General features: G+C 66.2%; 14 protein-coding genes and 12 tRNA genes. 18 read left to right on the forward strand and 8 right to left on the reverse strand.

The window, feature by feature from the left end; translation table 11 throughout:
• The first annotated feature begins 48 nt into the window (after positions 1-48).
• The 14 genes from ACJH6H_RS24700 (at position 49) to ACJH6H_RS24765 (ending at position 2,135) form a co-directional block, all read left to right on the forward strand.
• Positions 49-312, forward strand: a complete 264-nt coding sequence (locus tag ACJH6H_RS24700; RefSeq protein ID WP_406776020.1) for a hypothetical protein — start codon at positions 49-51, stop codon at positions 310-312.
• 182 nt (positions 313-494) lie between these two features.
• A tRNA-Leu gene (locus tag ACJH6H_RS24705) sits at positions 495-584 on the forward strand.
• A gap of 5 nt (positions 585-589) precedes the next feature.
• Positions 590-663 (forward strand) — tRNA-Leu (locus tag ACJH6H_RS24710).
• A 3-nt stretch (positions 664-666) separates the two neighbouring features.
• Positions 667-738 (forward strand) — tRNA-Lys (locus tag ACJH6H_RS24715).
• Between the two features lie 55 nt (positions 739-793).
• Positions 794-1,288 carry an HNH endonuclease gene (locus ACJH6H_RS24720; protein ID WP_406776021.1) on the forward strand — a complete coding sequence of 165 codons (495 nt, stop codon included), beginning with the start codon at positions 794-796 and terminating at the stop codon, positions 1,286-1,288.
• A gap of 58 nt (positions 1,289-1,346) precedes the next feature.
• Positions 1,347-1,422 (forward strand) — tRNA-Asn (locus tag ACJH6H_RS24725).
• A 1-nt stretch (position 1,423) separates the two neighbouring features.
• A tRNA-Tyr gene (locus ACJH6H_RS24730) sits at positions 1,424-1,507 on the forward strand.
• 4 nt (positions 1,508-1,511) lie between these two features.
• Positions 1,512-1,583 (forward strand) — tRNA-Gln (locus ACJH6H_RS24735).
• A 5-nt stretch (positions 1,584-1,588) separates the two neighbouring features.
• Positions 1,589-1,673 (forward strand) — tRNA-Ser (locus ACJH6H_RS24740).
• A 2-nt stretch (positions 1,674-1,675) separates the two neighbouring features.
• Positions 1,676-1,752 (forward strand) — tRNA-His (locus ACJH6H_RS24745).
• Positions 1,753-1,812: 60 nt separating this feature from the next.
• Positions 1,813-1,889, forward strand: a tRNA-Ile gene (locus ACJH6H_RS24750).
• 1 nt (position 1,890) lies between these two features.
• A tRNA-Ser gene (locus tag ACJH6H_RS24755) sits at positions 1,891-1,978 on the forward strand.
• Between the two features lie 3 nt (positions 1,979-1,981).
• A tRNA-Arg gene (locus ACJH6H_RS24760) sits at positions 1,982-2,053 on the forward strand.
• 5 nt (positions 2,054-2,058) lie between these two features.
• Positions 2,059-2,135, forward strand: a tRNA-Ile gene (locus ACJH6H_RS24765).
• Positions 2,136-2,320: 185 nt separating this feature from the next.
• Here the strand turns inward: ACJH6H_RS24765 and ACJH6H_RS24770 are convergent.
• Positions 2,321-2,683, reverse strand: coding sequence for a GntR family transcriptional regulator (locus ACJH6H_RS24770; protein WP_406776022.1), 363 nt, complete (start codon positions 2,681-2,683; stop codon positions 2,321-2,323).
• A gap of 61 nt (positions 2,684-2,744) precedes the next feature.
• Between ACJH6H_RS24770 and ACJH6H_RS24775 the strand changes: the two genes are divergently transcribed.
• Positions 2,745-3,473, forward strand: coding sequence for an NAD-dependent deacylase (locus ACJH6H_RS24775; RefSeq protein WP_406776023.1), 729 nt, complete (start codon positions 2,745-2,747; stop codon positions 3,471-3,473).
• Here the strand turns inward: ACJH6H_RS24775 and ACJH6H_RS24780 are convergent.
• Genes ACJH6H_RS24780 through ACJH6H_RS24790 form a run of 3 tightly spaced genes read right to left on the reverse strand, consistent with a single transcriptional unit; the run spans position 3,460 to position 6,973 of the window.
• A complete protein-coding gene (locus ACJH6H_RS24780; RefSeq protein WP_406776024.1) occupies positions 3,460-4,089 on the reverse strand; it encodes a class I SAM-dependent methyltransferase in 630 nt (209 codons plus the stop codon). The genes ACJH6H_RS24775 and ACJH6H_RS24780 overlap by 14 nt on opposite strands.
• 2 nt (positions 4,090-4,091) lie before the next feature.
• Entirely contained in the window at positions 4,092-4,760 is a 669-nt protein-coding gene (locus ACJH6H_RS24785) for a TetR/AcrR family transcriptional regulator (protein WP_406776037.1), read from the reverse strand.
• The gene (locus tag ACJH6H_RS24790) at positions 4,757-6,973 is read right to left on the reverse strand and encodes an MMPL family transporter (RefSeq protein WP_406776025.1); all 2,217 of its coding nucleotides are present in this window, start codon (positions 6,971-6,973) and stop codon (positions 4,757-4,759) included. The genes ACJH6H_RS24785 and ACJH6H_RS24790 overlap by 4 nt, the downstream gene beginning before the upstream one ends.
• Positions 6,974-7,310: 337 nt before the next feature.
• Between ACJH6H_RS24790 and ACJH6H_RS24795 the strand changes: the two genes are divergently transcribed.
• Positions 7,311-7,433, forward strand: coding sequence for a hypothetical protein (locus ACJH6H_RS24795; protein ID WP_020099274.1), 123 nt, complete (start codon positions 7,311-7,313; stop codon positions 7,431-7,433).
• Positions 7,434-7,606: 173 nt separating this feature from the next.
• Here ACJH6H_RS24795 and ACJH6H_RS24800 read toward each other — a convergent pair whose 3' ends face one another.
• The 4 genes from ACJH6H_RS24800 to ACJH6H_RS24815 form a co-directional block, all read right to left on the reverse strand.
• Positions 7,607-8,752 (reverse strand): acyl-CoA dehydrogenase family protein, encoded by a 1,146-nt coding sequence (locus ACJH6H_RS24800; protein ID WP_346415165.1) that lies wholly within the window; start codon positions 8,750-8,752, stop codon positions 7,607-7,609.
• A 115-nt stretch (positions 8,753-8,867) separates the two neighbouring features.
• Positions 8,868-9,869, reverse strand: coding sequence for an NAD(P)H-dependent flavin oxidoreductase (locus tag ACJH6H_RS24805; RefSeq protein WP_406776026.1), 1,002 nt, complete (start codon positions 9,867-9,869; stop codon positions 8,868-8,870).
• Positions 9,869-10,621: a 3-hydroxyacyl-CoA dehydrogenase gene (locus ACJH6H_RS24810; protein ID WP_346415167.1), complete on the reverse strand. Its 753-nt coding sequence runs from the start codon at positions 10,619-10,621 to the stop codon at positions 9,869-9,871. The genes ACJH6H_RS24805 and ACJH6H_RS24810 overlap by 1 nt, the downstream gene beginning before the upstream one ends.
• A gap of 41 nt (positions 10,622-10,662) precedes the next feature.
• The gene (locus tag ACJH6H_RS24815; RefSeq protein ID WP_406776027.1) at positions 10,663-11,757 is read right to left on the reverse strand and encodes a CaiB/BaiF CoA transferase family protein; all 1,095 of its coding nucleotides are present in this window, start codon (positions 11,755-11,757) and stop codon (positions 10,663-10,665) included.
• A 122-nt stretch (positions 11,758-11,879) separates the two neighbouring features.
• On the opposite strand from ACJH6H_RS24815, the gene ACJH6H_RS24820 reads away from it, so the two are divergent.
• Both ACJH6H_RS24820 and tet(V) read left to right on the forward strand, forming a co-directional pair.
• On the forward strand, positions 11,880-12,671 hold the full coding sequence (locus ACJH6H_RS24820) for an enoyl-CoA hydratase (RefSeq protein ID WP_406776028.1): 792 nt from the start codon (positions 11,880-11,882) through the stop codon (positions 12,669-12,671).
• Between the two features lie 216 nt (positions 12,672-12,887).
• A complete protein-coding gene (gene tet(V), locus ACJH6H_RS24825) occupies positions 12,888-14,171 on the forward strand; it encodes a tetracycline efflux MFS transporter Tet(V) (protein WP_406776029.1) in 1,284 nt (427 codons plus the stop codon).
• Positions 14,172-14,219 lie beyond the last annotated feature (48 nt).

Below are 14,219 nucleotides of genomic sequence, written 5' to 3' on the forward strand. Positions count from 1 at the left end.
GGAAATAACCACTCGGTTTTGTCGCCCGGCGCTGTTACCGTTGATTCCGTGGCTTTTCTGCATGACGACCAGCTCGCCGAGGTGTCTTCGACGCCGACGGCGGCTTTGTCGTACGCAGACACCGCCGGCTCCATAGCCCGGCACGAATCGAGTGAGCAGAGCAGCGTTTTCTGGCAGCCCATGCGCTTCCCGTCGTCCCGCCGTACTTCCGCCGCGCATGCCGGCGTGCGCGGCGGCCGGAAGCTCGGGCCAGAAGACAACTCTCACAAATTCCACAGCATTGCAGTTTTCCCTGGCAGGAACGTCGCCTGACGTTCCTGTAGTTCCTTGCACCCAATTGCGTTGCACAGCAACATATTTCGTGTACATATTCGCTCGACAACTCCCGCGTCGATGCGCATCATTGATCACACGCCGGATCGATCCGGACATGCAGTGCGGTACGAATCAGACTGCGCGGTAGGACCTTTGAGAACTTCATAGTGTTGGCATCTGCGCTCGTGGCGAAAACTACGGCAGACGCGCCCGGCTCAAACCCGGGTGCCGGTAGCCCCGGCGTGCAGGTTCAAATCCTGCCGAGCGCACGCATGCCCCGCTGGCCCAACTGGAAGAGGCACTGGATTTAGGTTCCAGGTGTTGGGGGTTCGACTCCCTCGCGGGGCACAGGCGCCGTTAGCTGAGCTGGGATAGCACCAGACTCTTAATCTGGAGACGGGGGATCGAAACCCTCACGGCGCACAGCACATTCATCACTGCCGGTGAGGTGTAACTGATCAGAAGGGAGGCACGCGGTATGACGCATTTTCGACAACACCAGGCCAGTCACCGGGCCGTGGCGGTGTACAACGCCGACTACCGCGTGCTGACCCACGTGAGCTGGCAGGAGGCGGTCCGGTTGCTGCTGCGGGGTTCGGTCTACGTGATCGAACGCCACAGTCCGGCCGTGCACATACACAGCCCGTCGACTGTCATCGAGCTGCCCGCATCCGTCGCGCTGCATCAGTACGTCCACGTGCCGTACCGGCCGCACAACCGGGTCACCCGTGACGGGGTCCTGGCTCGCGACGGCTACACCTGCGGCTATTGCGGTGGCCATGGCGACACGCTGGATCACATCGAGCCGGTGTCGCGAGGCGGGCAAGACACCTGGCTGAACCTCATTACGGCGTGCGCGCCGTGCAACGGCCGCAAGAGTGACCGCACACCGGAGGAAGCCGGTATGCGGCTGCTCTGGGAGCCCTATGAACCCCGCGATCGGGATCGCTACCGGGTCCCCGAATTGGTTTGAAACCCGTCGGGCGGGGCGGGAGGTCCGTCACCTCTCGCCTCGCCACGACGAAACATGTTGCCCCGTAGCTCAACTGGCAGAGCAGCTCCCTGTTACGGAGTAGGTTGCAGGCTCGACTCCTGCCGGGGTAGCCAAGCGTGCGCGGCGACGCGGGAGTGTCGCACCTGGCTGTAAACCAGAGGCCTTCAGGCACAGGGGGTTCGAATCCCTCCGCACGCACCGATGACCCGTGGTGTAACCGGTAGCACTGCTGATTTTGGTTCAGCCGGTTCAGGTTCGAATCCTGGCGGGTCAGCTTCAGGAAGACAGCGCGCCGTGGTGGCGCATCCCGTTTCGAAAACGGGCGCGGGGTGAAAGCCCTGGGGTTCGACTCCTCTGTCTTCCGCTGTGTGCGATGCCGAAGCGGTCGAGGCCCCAGGTTGTGAGCTTGGGCGAAGCGGGTTCGAGTCCCGTCGCACACCCCAACTTCGACAACGCCGCGGATTGCAGTCGCCCACTGACTGCAATCCGCGGCACTGACCCAATGTCCGGTAGCTCATCTGGTTAGAGCGTCGCCCTGATACGGCGGAGGCAGGTGGTTCAAGCCCATCCCGGACAACCACGGAGGCGTGGCAGAACGGTAATGCAGCGGCTTGCTAAGCCGTGGCCGCTGTCCAGCGGTTGTGGGTTCGACTCCCGCCGCCTCCGCCAAATGCCCCTGTAGCTCAACGGAAGAGCACCTGCTTTCGACGCAGATGGCTGGGAGTTCGAATCTCTCCAGGGGCGCGCATGCGCAGGTAGCTCAGTTGGTCAGAGCGCCGTCCTTATAAGACGGATGCCGCGGGTTCAATCCCCGTCCTGCGCACCACCCTCCGGCGGCAGTGCCAGGTCAAAGCCGTCACCAAGGGCTGACAATGTCACGTTTTGCGACAGCTCCCAGCGCGCACTCATGCGAAGCCCCGCAGCGGCCAGGAACTGGCGCGCGAATGTGCACACAGCTCGCCGGATCCGCGAAACGGGCGCTCTGCTCGCACACTCGCGAAGCACCCCGCCCTACTCGAACGCCGCGTCCAGATACCGCAGCGCGTCGGCTTTCAGCACGCCCAATGCCCGGGCGGTGTCGGCGAAGGCATTGGCCGCGTCCACCATGGCCGCGGCAGCCGGGTCGGCAGCCGCCACGAAAGTTCCAGACCTCCCCCGGGTTTCGAGGACCCCGGCGGTCTCGAGCTCGCGGTAGGCCCGGGCGACGGTATTGGCCGCCATTCCCAGCGTGCCGGCCAGGTCACGGACGGTGGGCAGCCGGGTCCCGGCAGGCAGCCGGCCGTCGCGAATCGCGTCGATGATCTGCAGCCGCAGCTGGTCGAACAACGGCCCCGCGTGCGGGTCGAGGTGCACCCACTCAGCGAAATCGGTCACCAGCCGAGTATGACCGATGACGAGGTGGCCCAGATCACCCAAGACCCGATAACGTGGTCCAATGCGGGTGACGGTGTTCAGCGGTGCGGGGATGTCCGCCGACAGTGGCGTGCCGACCTTCCGGGACGCCGAGACCGGACTGTGGGCCAACACCGACCCCTACGAGATCTCGAGTTCGGACGCCTGGCGCCGCCACCCCGAGCGGGTGTTCGCCTGGTATCTGTGGCGCCACCACATGATGGGCAACGTGTCCCCCAACGACGGCCACCGGGCCGTGGCTGCGTGGCAGGACTACACCGAGGTCGACATCGTCACCCAGAACATCGACGACCTGCACGAGCGCGCCGGCAGCACACGGGTCCACCACCTGCACGGCAGCCTGTTCCAGTTCCATTGCGACAGTTGCAAAGCCAACTTCGAAGGCACGCTGCCGCCGATGCCTGAGCCCGAAATCGCCATAGAACCGCCGGAGTGCTACTGCGGCGGCCTGGTGCGGCCCAATGTCGTGTGGTTCGGCGAGAACCTGCCCTCCGACGCCTGGAACAACTCGGTCGCAGCGGTCAGCGGGGCCGACCTGGTGATCACCGTCGGCACGTCGTCGGTGGTATACCCGGCGGCGTCCCTACCGGAAGCCGCTGTGCAGCAGGGCATCCCGGTGATCGAGGTGAATCCGAAGCCGACACCGTTCTCCGATCTGGCCACGGTGTCCCTGCGCGAGACGGCGGCCAACGCGCTGCCGACCCTGTTGCAGCGCCTGCCGGAACTGCTGTCGACGATCAAGCAGGCCTGACGGCCCGCCCCAGCGCCACCTCTGCCAGCGGCACCCAGCCCGGCAGCATCAGCACGCGACGGGCATCCGAAACCTCGAAACCTGCGCCGATGATGCTCCGCTCGGTCTCCCGATGTGCGTGACAGTTGCCCGAAATCTTCGGCCAGAACGTCGAATCCAGGAATCGCTGCACCCGGCCACGCACCCCGCCGCTGGCGACGTGCTCGAAGTAGCGCAGTTCGCCGCCGGGCTTGAGCCGTGAATACATCTGCCGCAGCACGCTTTCCGGCTCGTCAACCGAGCACAGCACCAAGGAGCACACCACGGCGTCGAAAAGATCGTCGCCGTCGAAGTTCTCGACGGTCTCGGTGCGGACGGTCACCGGCACCGGCGCGGTGAGCGCCGCCTTCCGGGCCAGGGGAGCCAGCCGGACCTCCGGCTCGACGGCCACCACCTCGGTCACGGTGTCCGGGTAGAACGCGAAGTTGGTGCCGGTTCCGGCGCCGATTTCCAGTACGCGGCCGCCGAGCTCCGCCAGATTCTCCTGCCGCAGCCTGGTCATGAACTTGCGCTCGCGTGACGACATCGCGATCCACATGCGGGCGAAGAACGGATTGTCCACCGAGGTATCGGTCATCGTCAGGAACCTTTCAGTCGTTCGACCAGCTGTTGCGGCGTCGTATCCGGTCCGCCCAGTCCTCTCACCATGCCACCGAGGCACGCGGCGCTGAGCACGCGGTCGGCGAACTCCTCGGGATCGCCGAACGGCAGATACGGCCGCGAGATGAACAACGCCGCAAGACCGTGCGCCACTGTCCACAACCCGAGCGCCGCCACCGTGACGTCGCCGAGCGGAGAGCCGCCCCCGTCCATCAGGGCCTGCACCGAATCCCGCATGTGCACGAATGCCGCGGTGTTCAGGGCCTGGTCCACGTCGCTGCCGGGATGTCCCTCGGACATCATGGCGATCCGGTAGAGCTCGGGGTTCTGGCGGGCGAAGCGGACATACGCCAGCCCTTGCGCCCGCAACCGGTCGATCGTCGTCGGCTGTTCGGCGGCCACGTGCTGCATCACGTCGTCCAGTTGCTCGAAGTACCGGCCGCACACCGCGTCCAACAAGGTGTCCTTGTCAGCGAAATGCAGGTAGATCGATGGTGGGGTGACGCCCACCCGCTGTGCGACGGACCGGATGGACACCGCCTTCTCCTGGTTCGATTCCAGGAGGATTTCGGTTGCCGCGTCCAGGATTTCGTCGCGCAGCTGGTCGCCGGAACCGCGCGGGGCACGACGCCGTTTGGCCGCCGTCATCGCGCGCCGCACGCCGACAGCTGGGGCGCCGATTCACTGATACCGATGCGTTTGTGCAGCCGCGCCAGCGGCGCCGGCGCCCACCAGTTCCACCGCCCCATCAGGTGCATGAACGCCGGCACCAGCACCGTCCGCACCAGGGTGGCGTCGACCAGGACGGCGATGGTCAGGCCGAGCCCGAACATCCGCATGAACGACACCTCGGCGGCGATCAGCGCGCCGAACGAAATCGACATCACGAGGGCCGCCGCGGTGATGACGCGGCCGGTGTGGGCCAGGCCGAGCGCGACGCTCTCGTCGTTGTCCTGTTCGACGAGCCAGAACTCCCGGATGCGAGCGACCAGGAACACCTCGTAGTCCATCGACAGCCCGAACGCGATGCAGAACAGCAGCACCGGCATGTTCGACGCCAGCGTTCCGGTCGCCGTGGTGCCGAGCGCGCCGAGGTGACCGTCCTGGAAGATCCAGACCAGCGCACCGAATGCCGCCGTGAGCGAAAGGACATTGAGGACAACGGCTTTCACCGGCAGGACCACGCTGCCGGTGAGCAGGAACAGGAGCCCGAGTGTGATGACGGCGATGACGGCCAGCACCCACGGCAGCCGGTCGGTGACGGCCTGCACGCTGTCGTGACTGATCTGGGCGACGCCCGCCAACTGCACCAGCCGCCCGTCCGGCCCCCGAACGGCGTGCACCGCATCGAGCTGCGCCTGAGACGCGTCCGAGAACAGCGGCGCGCTGCTGCCGATTGTCAGGAAGGCGCTGCCGTCGACGATCGCCGCGCCGGGACCGGCCGGGCCCACTTTCCGGCCGCCGACGAAAGTGCCAGTGGGCGAGGAGACTTCGGTGACCGCGGCGACGCGCGAGACATCGGCGGCGTACGTATCGAAAGCGGCCGGGCTCAGCCCGGCGGCGTCGGGAATGACGGCGGTGATGTCGGTGGCGGAGTTGTTGGCGAAGTCGTTGCGCAGCTGGTCCCCCAGCTGGTGTGCCGACGCCGTGGTCGGCAGTACCCGCTCGTCGGGGAATCCCCATTTCGCACCGAGGAAGGGCGCGCCCAGCACCAGCAGCAGCGCGACGACGGCGAGGCTCGCCGAGACCGAGCGGCGCATCACGGCTTTGGCGGCGCGGTACCAGAACATTTCCTGCACGGGTTTGGGCGTGGTGTCGCGCCGGAACAGGTGCGGCAGGCTGAGGGAATCGAGCCGGTCGCCGAGGAGCCAGATGGCGGCCGGCGTGACGATCACCGCGGCCGCGGCGGCGAATGCGACCGTCGCGATGCCGGCGTACGCGATGGAGGTGAGGAAGTACATCGGGAACATCAGCATCGCGGCCATCGACAGGCCGACCGTGGTCGCCGAAAACAACACGGTGCGGCCCGCGGTGACCATGGTGCGGATCAGCGCCCGGTCCCGGGGCTGGCCCTCGGCCACCTCGTCGCGGTAGCGACTGATGATCAGCAATGTGTAGTCGATGGCGAGGGCGAGCCCGAGCGCGGTGGCGACGTTCAGCGCGAAGACGGACACGTCGGTGAAGAACGTGATGGTCCGCAGCACCGCCAGGGTGCCGGTCATCGCCAATCCGCCCACCAGGATCGGCAACGCCGCAGCGACCAGTCCCCCGAACACCCACACCAGCACCAGGAAGCTGAGCGGTATCGCGATGGACTCCATCAGCAGCAGATCATGTTCTGTCTGGGTGTTGATCTGGGAGTAGATGATCGCCCCGCCACCGGCCTTGACGGTGACACCCGGCCGGTCGTGGACAACCTGGTCGGCGAGTTCCTGGGCGTACTTCTGCGCGTTGTTCTCACCGCCGTTCATGCCGGCGACGATCAGCCCGGACTTGCCGTCCTTGCTGATCAATTCCCCGGCCGCGGCCGGCGGCACCGTCCAGGCCGAAGACACGTAGGCGACGTGCGGCGAAGCCTTCAGATGGTCGACGATCTCGCGGGCGGCGACGGAAGCCGCCGGGCCCTGCACCCCGTCAGGCGCGGTGACGGTAACCAGCATCGGCATGTCGCCCTGGTGGAACTTGGTGGCCAGCAGCCGGCTGGCTTGTGCCGACTCGGACTTCGGATCTTGGAAGCCGCCCGCGGGCAGGGTCTTGACGACCGGGACACCGAAGATCGCCGCGGCGATCAGGACCAGCCCCGCGACGGCCAGAATTCTCTTCGGCGCGGCGATGGCCAGCAGCGCGATGCGGTTAAGCATGCAGTCCCCTTCTGCTAACACCGCTAAGTTATCGTCGATAACTCAGACCTGTCAATGCTCACTCACCCCTGGTCACGAGATTTATTGACGTCTGGTTCACACCACCCACCAGGCGTTACCGCGGTGACCGTCATCATGTTTGCTACTGGCCAGTGAACTAAGCCGCGACCAGGACCGCTGTCAGCACATCAAGATCACCTGCGACCTTGCGGAATGTGAGCTACCCACGGGTCACTTGGGGGTCGGAGTAGGCCAACCTACCCAGCGGTAAGAATTGCCAACGTTTTCCGAATCGTGACTCAATGATTTCTTAATAGCGACCCATAGCCTCATAGACATGTGGATCGACGACACCAACGCAGATGTCATCAAAGTAGATTTCGATGCCCTGTACCACGGGGACGTCCTGATCGAGGGTGACACGTCCGAGCAGTTCCCCGACCTCGCCGAGGCTGTCTGATTCCGCGGGTTCACCCGCGAGTCTGACGCCGCGCCGAGGCGCGACGCCCGTGCACTGAAATCGCGTGCACGCAGGGACTCGCTGGGGTGATCACCAGCGTCAAAGCCACCGACCAATACGGTCGGTGGCTTTTTGTGTGTCCGGGCTCGGGTCCCGGCTCACCCGACAGCCATCTACAGCCCCAGGTCGCGACCGATGACCTCGCGCATGATCTCGTTCGAGCCCGCCCAGATCTTGGTGACGCGGGCGTCCTTCCAAGCCCGCGCGACCCGGTACTCGTTCATGAAGCCGTAGCCGCCGTGGATCTGGACGCAGTTGTCCAGGATTTCGTTCTGCACCACCGAACTCCAGTACTTGGCTTTCGCCGCGTCGACGGCGGTCAACTGGCCGCTCAGGTGCGCCATCACACAGTTGTCGACATAGGCCTGCGCCACATCGAGTTTGGTGACCATGTCAGCGAGCAGGAACTTGTTCCACTGCAGGGAGCCGATGGCCTGGCCGAACGCCTTGCGCTCCTTGGCGTATTCGACGGTGTCTTCCAGAATCCGCCGGACGTGGGCGAGGTTGGCCACCGCGACGCTGATCCGCTCCTGGGGCAGCAACGTCATCATGTGGATGAAGCCCCGGTCGACCTCACCGATGATCGCCGACTCGTCGACCCGGACGTCTTCGAAGAACAGCTCCGCGGTGTCCGCTTCGGGCTGGCCCACCTTGTCCAGCTTGCGCCCGCGCGTGAACCCCGGCATGCCCGTTTCGACGGCGAACAGCGTGATGCCCTTGGAGCCCTTTTCGGGTGCGGTTCTCGAGGCGACGATCACCATGTCGGCCTGGGTCCCGTTGGTGATGAACGTCTTCGAGCCGTTGATGATGTAACTGGACCCGTCCTTGACCGCGGTGGTCTTCAACGCGGCCAGGTCCGATCCACCGGAGGGCTCGGTCATCCCGATAGCGGTGATCATCTCGCCGGTGCAGAACTTCGGCAGCCACCGCCGCTTCTGTTCCTCGGTGGTCAGCGTGACCAGATATGGTGCGGCGCAGTCGTAATGGATGGTGAACGCCGACGCCGCGGCGGCACTGGACCGCGAAAGCTCTTCGCACAGAACGGTGTTGAAGCGGTAATCGCCCGCGGCGCTACCGCCGTACTCTTCGGGCACCTCCAGCCCCAGATACCCGTTGCGGCCGGCCTCCAGCCACACCTCACGGTCGATGTAGCGCTGCTCGATGAACTTGTCTTCATTTGGCTCGATGTGTCGAGAGACGAATTCGCGCACCGAGGCACGGAAGTCGTCGTGATCTACCTCGAACAAGCTGCGCTGCATATCAAAGTCCTTAACGCGGGTCGCCTTTGGCCAAAAGCTACCCCGCCGGCCGCCACCGAACGCAGTGAGGGCCGTGACCCGGTGGGAGTCACGGCCCTCGGCGCATGAATTGCGGCTAGACGCCGGCGAGTTCGGCTTCGCCCGCGCCGACCATCCGGGCCAGCCGGCCGGTGATGATCTCCTCGGCTTCCCCGACGATGCGGTGAATCAGCTCGTCGCACGTCGGGATGTCGTGGATCAGGCCCATGACGGTGCCCGCGGTCCAGATGCCGGCGTCGAGGTCGCCGTTCTCGAACACCTTGCGGCCCCGCACACCGGCCACCAGATCCTTGACGTCCTCGAACTGGCCGCCGCCCTTGAGGATTTCCACCACCTCACGCGAGACGGCGTTGGACGCCACGCGCGCGGTGTTGCGCAGGCTGCGGAAGATCAGCTCGGTGCCGCGCTCGTCGGTCGCCACGATGGCTTCCTTGACGTTCTGGTGGATGCACGACTCGACGGTGCACATGAAGCGCGTGCCCATGTTGATGCCGTCCGCGCCGAGCGCCAGTGCGGCCACCAGGCCGCGGGCGTCACCGAAGCCGCCCGAGGCGATCATCGGGATCTCGATCTCCTTGGCCGCGGCCGGGATGAGCACCAGGCCTGGCACGTCGTCCTCACCGGGGTGACCGGCGCACTCGAAACCGTCGATGCTGATGCCGTCGACGCCGAGGCTCTGGGCCTTGACGGCGTGGCGCACCGAGGTGCACTTGTGCAGCACCTTGATGCCGGCGTCATGGAACATCGGCAGGTGCGGTCCCGGGTTGGAACCGGCCGTCTCCACGATCTTGATGCCGGCGTCGACGATCACCTTGCGGTACTCGTCGTACGGCGGCGGGTTGATCGACGGCAGGATCGTCAGGTTCACGCCGAACGGCTTGTCCGTCAGGTCGCGGGTCTTGGCGATCTCGTTGGCCAGATCCGCCGGCGTCGGCTGTGTCAGCGCGGTGATGAAACCCAGGCCGCCCGCATTGGCAACGGCGGCAACCAGTTCCGCGCGACCGACCCACTGCATGCCGCCCTGGGCGATCGGGTGCTCGACACCGAAGGCCTCGGTGAACTTCGTCCGGATTCCCATCAGCGCGGCGCCATCCGGATCGCGCCATCCAGACGGATGACCTCACCATTGAGCATCGGGTTCTCGATGATGTGCTGTGCCAGGGCGCCGTACTCATCGGGGTCACCGAGGCGCGCGGGGTGCGGCACCTGCTGGCCGAGGGACTTCTGCGCCTCTTCCGGCAGCGAGCCCAGCAGCGGGGTCTTGAACAGACCCGGGGCGATGGTGCAGACGCGGATCAGCTCACGCGACAGGTCGCGCGCGATCGGCAGGGTCATGCCGACGACGCCACCCTTGGACGCCGAGTACGCGGCCTGACCGATCTGGCCGTCGAACGCGGCGACCGAGGCGGTGTTGATGATGACGCCGCGCTCCTCGCCGACGGGCTCGGTCTTGGCGATGCGCTCGGCGGCGAGGCGGATCACGTTGAAGGTGCCGATCAGGTTGACCTCGACCACCTTGCGAAAACCGTCGAGCGGGAACGCACCGTTCTTGCTCAGCGTCTTGATGGCGTTGCCGATGCCCGCACAGTTGACATTGATGCGGACCGGGCCCATCTCCTCGGCCGCGTCCAGCGCCGCCGCGACGCCGGCCTCGTCGGTGACATCGGTGGCGACGAACTTGGCGCGCGGCCCCAGCTCGGCGACGACGTCCTCACCCTTGAGGTCGATGACGACGACGCTGCCGCCGGCATCGAGCAGGCGCTTGGTGGTCGCCAGGCCCAGGCCCGACGCACCACCGGTCACGACGGCTACGGAATCTTTGATCTGCATTGATGCAATTCCCTTCTTGTTACGGAAATCTGTGGGGCGCCTCAGGCCCAGTCGCGCAGGACCGACTCGGTGTCGGCACCGGGCACGCGAGGTGGCGTCGGGATGCTGGGCACGCTGCGTGAGAACCGCGGCGCGGGCATCGGCTCGAGGTTGTCGCCGTCCTCGGGCGAGAACCGGAAGAACGTGTCGCGCTCGGTGATGTGCGGCTCGGTCTCGACCTCGGCGAAGCTCAGGACGGGGCTGACGCAGGCGTCCGAGCCGGTGAACACCTTGGCCCAGTGGTCGCGGGTCTGCGCCTTGAAGGCGTTGGTGAAGATCTCGCGCAGCTCGGGCCAGCGGGCGACGTCGTTCTGGCCGGGCAGGGTGGCCGGGTCGAGTTCCAGCTTGGCCAGCAGCTCGGCGTAGAACTGCGGCTCGATGGACCCGACGGCCATGTACTTGCCGTCGGCGGTCTCATATGTGTCGTAGTACGGGGCGCCGGTGTCGAGCATGTTGGTGCCGCGTTCGTCGCTCCACATGCCCTGGCGGCGGAAGCCCCACATCATCTGCATGAGCACGCTGGAGCCGTCGACCATCGCGGCGTCGATCACCTGGCCCTTGCCGGAGGTCTGCCGCTCGAACAGCGCCGAGAGGATGCCGACCAACAGGAACATCGAGCCGCCACCGAAATCGCCGGCCAGGTTGAGCGGCGGCACCGGGCGCTCGCCCTTGCGGCCGACGGCGTGCAGCAGGCCGTTGAGCGAGATGTAGTTGATGTCGTGGCCGGCCTGCAGGGCGCGCGGGCCGGTCTGGCCCCACCCCGTCATGCGGCCGTAGATCAGGCGCTCGTTGAGCTTGGCGCAGTCTTCGGGGCCCAGGCCCAGCCGCTCGGTGACACCCGGGCGGAAGCCTTCGATGAGGACGTCGGCCTTCTTGATCAGGCTCAGGACCAGTTCGCGTCCTTCGTCGCTCTTCAGGTCGGCGGTGACGGAGCGGCGGTTGCGCAGCATGGAGTCGCCGCTGGGCTTGCCGGACTTGCTCGGGCGTTCCACGCGCACCACGTCGGCGCCCAGGTCACCGAGGATCATCGCCGCGTGCGGTCCGGGGCCGATGCCGGCCAACTCGACAACGCGCAGTCCCTGCAATGGTCCAGCCATCTAAATGCACCTCTTGGTCGATCGGTTTGAGCCCCAGTTCTATTGACCGCGACATAGCTTACTTGTATAACGAAGTCTGTCTAGTGCGGGCATCAGGCCCGCCCATGAAACTGGGGTACTGAATGACTTACACCGGATCCGACGATCTGACGGTCTCACTGGAAGACGGCGTGTTGTCCGTGACGCTCAACCGGCCGGACACGCTGAACTCGCTGTCGCTGGAAATGCTCGAACTCCTCGGCGATGCGGTGCTCCAGGCCGCGACCGATCCGGCGGTCAAGGTGGTCCGGCTGGGCGGTGCGGGCCGTGGCTTCTGCTCCGGCGCGGGCCTGAGCCCCGAGGACCAGGAGGCCAAGAAATTCGATGCCGCCGCGGTGCTGAACGCGGCCAACCGGGCCGTCGCGGCGCTGGTGAACCTGCCCAAGCCCGCGGTCGCGGTGGTGCACGGCGTCGCCGCCGGTGTCGGGGTGTCCCTCGCTCTCGGGTGCGACATCGTCCTGGCGTCCGAGAAGTCGTCGTTTCTGTTGGCGTTCACCAAGATCGGCCTGATGCCCGACGGCGGTGCCTCGGCTCTGGTCGCCGCGTCGATCGGCCGCGCCCGGGCCATGCGGATGGCGCTGCTGGCCGAGAAGCTGCCCGCGTCCGAGGCGCTCGCCGCCGGGCTGGTGAGCTCGGTGCACGCGGCCGACGAGCTCGACGCCGAGGTCGACCGGGTTCTCATGGCGCTCAAGTCCGGCCCGGCCGTGGCCCTGCGCAAGACCAAGCAGGCCATCAACGACGCCAGCCTGACCGAGCTGAACAACACGTTCGCCCGCGAAACCGCCGGGCAGATCCAGCTTTTGAACGCCGCGGACTTCCGCGAGGGCGTGGCCTCCTTCCAGGAGCGCCGGCTGCCGGTTTACACCGACGTGTAGCGAACGGGTCCACACCACGAGCGTGCGCACAGATCACCAGATCCGCGGTTGACGCGCTCTGGTTGCACAGTCGCGGAGTCATGCGTTTCGGCGGGTTCGCGAGTGTGCAACCAGGGCGTCGATTTCGCGGATCCGGTGATCTGGTTGCACATTCGCGGCAATGGCTCATACCGACGTACGGCCAAAATCGCTTGACGGGCGCGGGACGATGGACTGGTGAGTTCCCAGTTCGACGTCGAAACGCCAGAACCGCGGACCACTGACCGCTGGCGGGTGTTCGCGCCCTTACGTTTCCGCGAATACCGCCTGCTCATCGCGGCCGTCTCGCTGTCCATCTTCGCCGAGGGCATGTGGACGGTCGTGGCCGCGCTGCAGGTCATCGCGTTGGACAACGATCCGGCCGCGCTGTCTCTGGTGGCGACCTGCCTGGGTACCGGCCTGGTGTGCTTCGTGTTGGTCGGTGGCATCGCGGCCGACCGGCTGAACCGACGAAACATCATCATCACCGTCGAGACCGTCAACCTCGCCGCGGTGACGGCCGTCGCTGTCCTCAGTTCAACTGGGGCGCTGCGCATTTGGCACATGGCGGTGGCGGCGACCTGCCTCGGCATCGCCGCGGCCTTCTTCTTCCCGGCCTACAGCGCGCTGCTCCCCCGCATCCTGCCTGCCGAACAACTGTTGGCGGCCAACGGCATTGAGGGCGTGGTGCGCCCGGTGCTGCAGCAGGCGATCGGCCCGGCCGCCGCCGGCGTCCTGGTCGGGCTGACGTTCCCGAGTATCGGTGCGACCACGGTCGCGGTGTTGTTCGCCGTGGGCCTGGTGCTGCTGGTGGCCACCCGGCCGAGCACCGTCCGGGCCGACGCGGAACCGGTCGAGCACAAGCACGTCCTGCACGATCTGCGTGACGGTTTCCGGTTCATGACCCGCACCCCGTGGCTGCTGTGGACCCTGCTGGTCGCCAGCGTCTACGTGCTGGTGGTGCTGGGACCCATCGAGGTGCTGGTGCCGTTCATCGCCGAACGACGCTTCGAAGACGGCCCGCGCGCCTACGGGTTCATCATGGCCGGGTTCGGTATCGGCAGCGCCGTTGGCGCACTTGCGGTTTCCGCCGCGCGGATGCCGCGGCACTACCTGACCGCGATGATGGTGATCTGGGGCCTCGGCGCGCTGCCACTCGTCGTCGTCGGCAGCACGTGGTCGTTCCCGGTCATGCTCGCCGCGACGTTCCTCGTCGGCATCGGTGAGGGCGCCAGCATGGTGATCTGGGGAACGCTGCTGCAGATGCGGGTACCGACCGAGATGCTGGGCCGGGTCTCGAGCCTGGACTTCTTCGTCTCGCTCGTGTTCCTGCCGGTGTCCTACGCGATCGTCGGCCCGCTGTCGAAAATCGCTCCGATGCAATGGATTTTCGTGGTATCCGGCGTGGTGCCGTTGGTGCTGACGGCCATCGCCTGGGGCGTGGCCAGGATGCGCGCCGACGAACTGGCCCACCCCCTGTGATTTGTGCACGATTTTCCGCGCCGGGCGCGGAAAATCGTGCACAAATCC

Source organism: Mycobacterium sp. SMC-21, assembly GCF_045310825.1.
Classification (GTDB): Bacteria; Actinomycetota; Actinomycetes; order Mycobacteriales; family Mycobacteriaceae; genus Mycobacterium.

Excerpts from the sequence above, each read along its gene's own strand:
- ACJH6H_RS24810 (WP_346415167.1), bottom strand. The coding sequence starts at position 10,621 with ATGCAGATCAAAGATTCCGTAGCCGTCGTGACCGGTGGTGCGTCGGGC.
- ACJH6H_RS24780 (WP_406776024.1), bottom strand. The coding sequence starts at position 4,089 with ATGACCGATACCTCGGTGGACAATCCGTTCTTCGCCCGCATGTGGATC.
- ACJH6H_RS24785 (WP_406776037.1), bottom strand. The coding sequence starts at position 4,760 with ATGACGGCGGCCAAACGGCGTCGTGCCCCGCGCGGTTCCGGCGACCAG.
- ACJH6H_RS24815 (WP_406776027.1), bottom strand. The coding sequence starts at position 11,757 with ATGGCTGGACCATTGCAGGGACTGCGCGTTGTCGAGTTGGCCGGCATC.
- ACJH6H_RS24775 (WP_406776023.1), top strand. The coding sequence starts at position 2,745 with ATGCGGGTGACGGTGTTCAGCGGTGCGGGGATGTCCGCCGACAGTGGC.
- ACJH6H_RS24795 (WP_020099274.1), top strand. The coding sequence starts at position 7,311 with ATGTGGATCGACGACACCAACGCAGATGTCATCAAAGTAGATTTCGAT.
- ACJH6H_RS24720 (WP_406776021.1), top strand. The coding sequence starts at position 794 with ATGACGCATTTTCGACAACACCAGGCCAGTCACCGGGCCGTGGCGGTG.
- ACJH6H_RS24820 (WP_406776028.1), top strand. The coding sequence starts at position 11,880 with ATGACTTACACCGGATCCGACGATCTGACGGTCTCACTGGAAGACGGC.
- ACJH6H_RS24800 (WP_346415165.1), bottom strand. The coding sequence starts at position 8,752 with ATGCAGCGCAGCTTGTTCGAGGTAGATCACGACGACTTCCGTGCCTCG.
- ACJH6H_RS24790 (WP_406776025.1), bottom strand. The coding sequence starts at position 6,973 with ATGCTTAACCGCATCGCGCTGCTGGCCATCGCCGCGCCGAAGAGAATT.
- ACJH6H_RS24805 (WP_406776026.1), bottom strand. The coding sequence starts at position 9,869 with ATGGGAATCCGGACGAAGTTCACCGAGGCCTTCGGTGTCGAGCACCCG.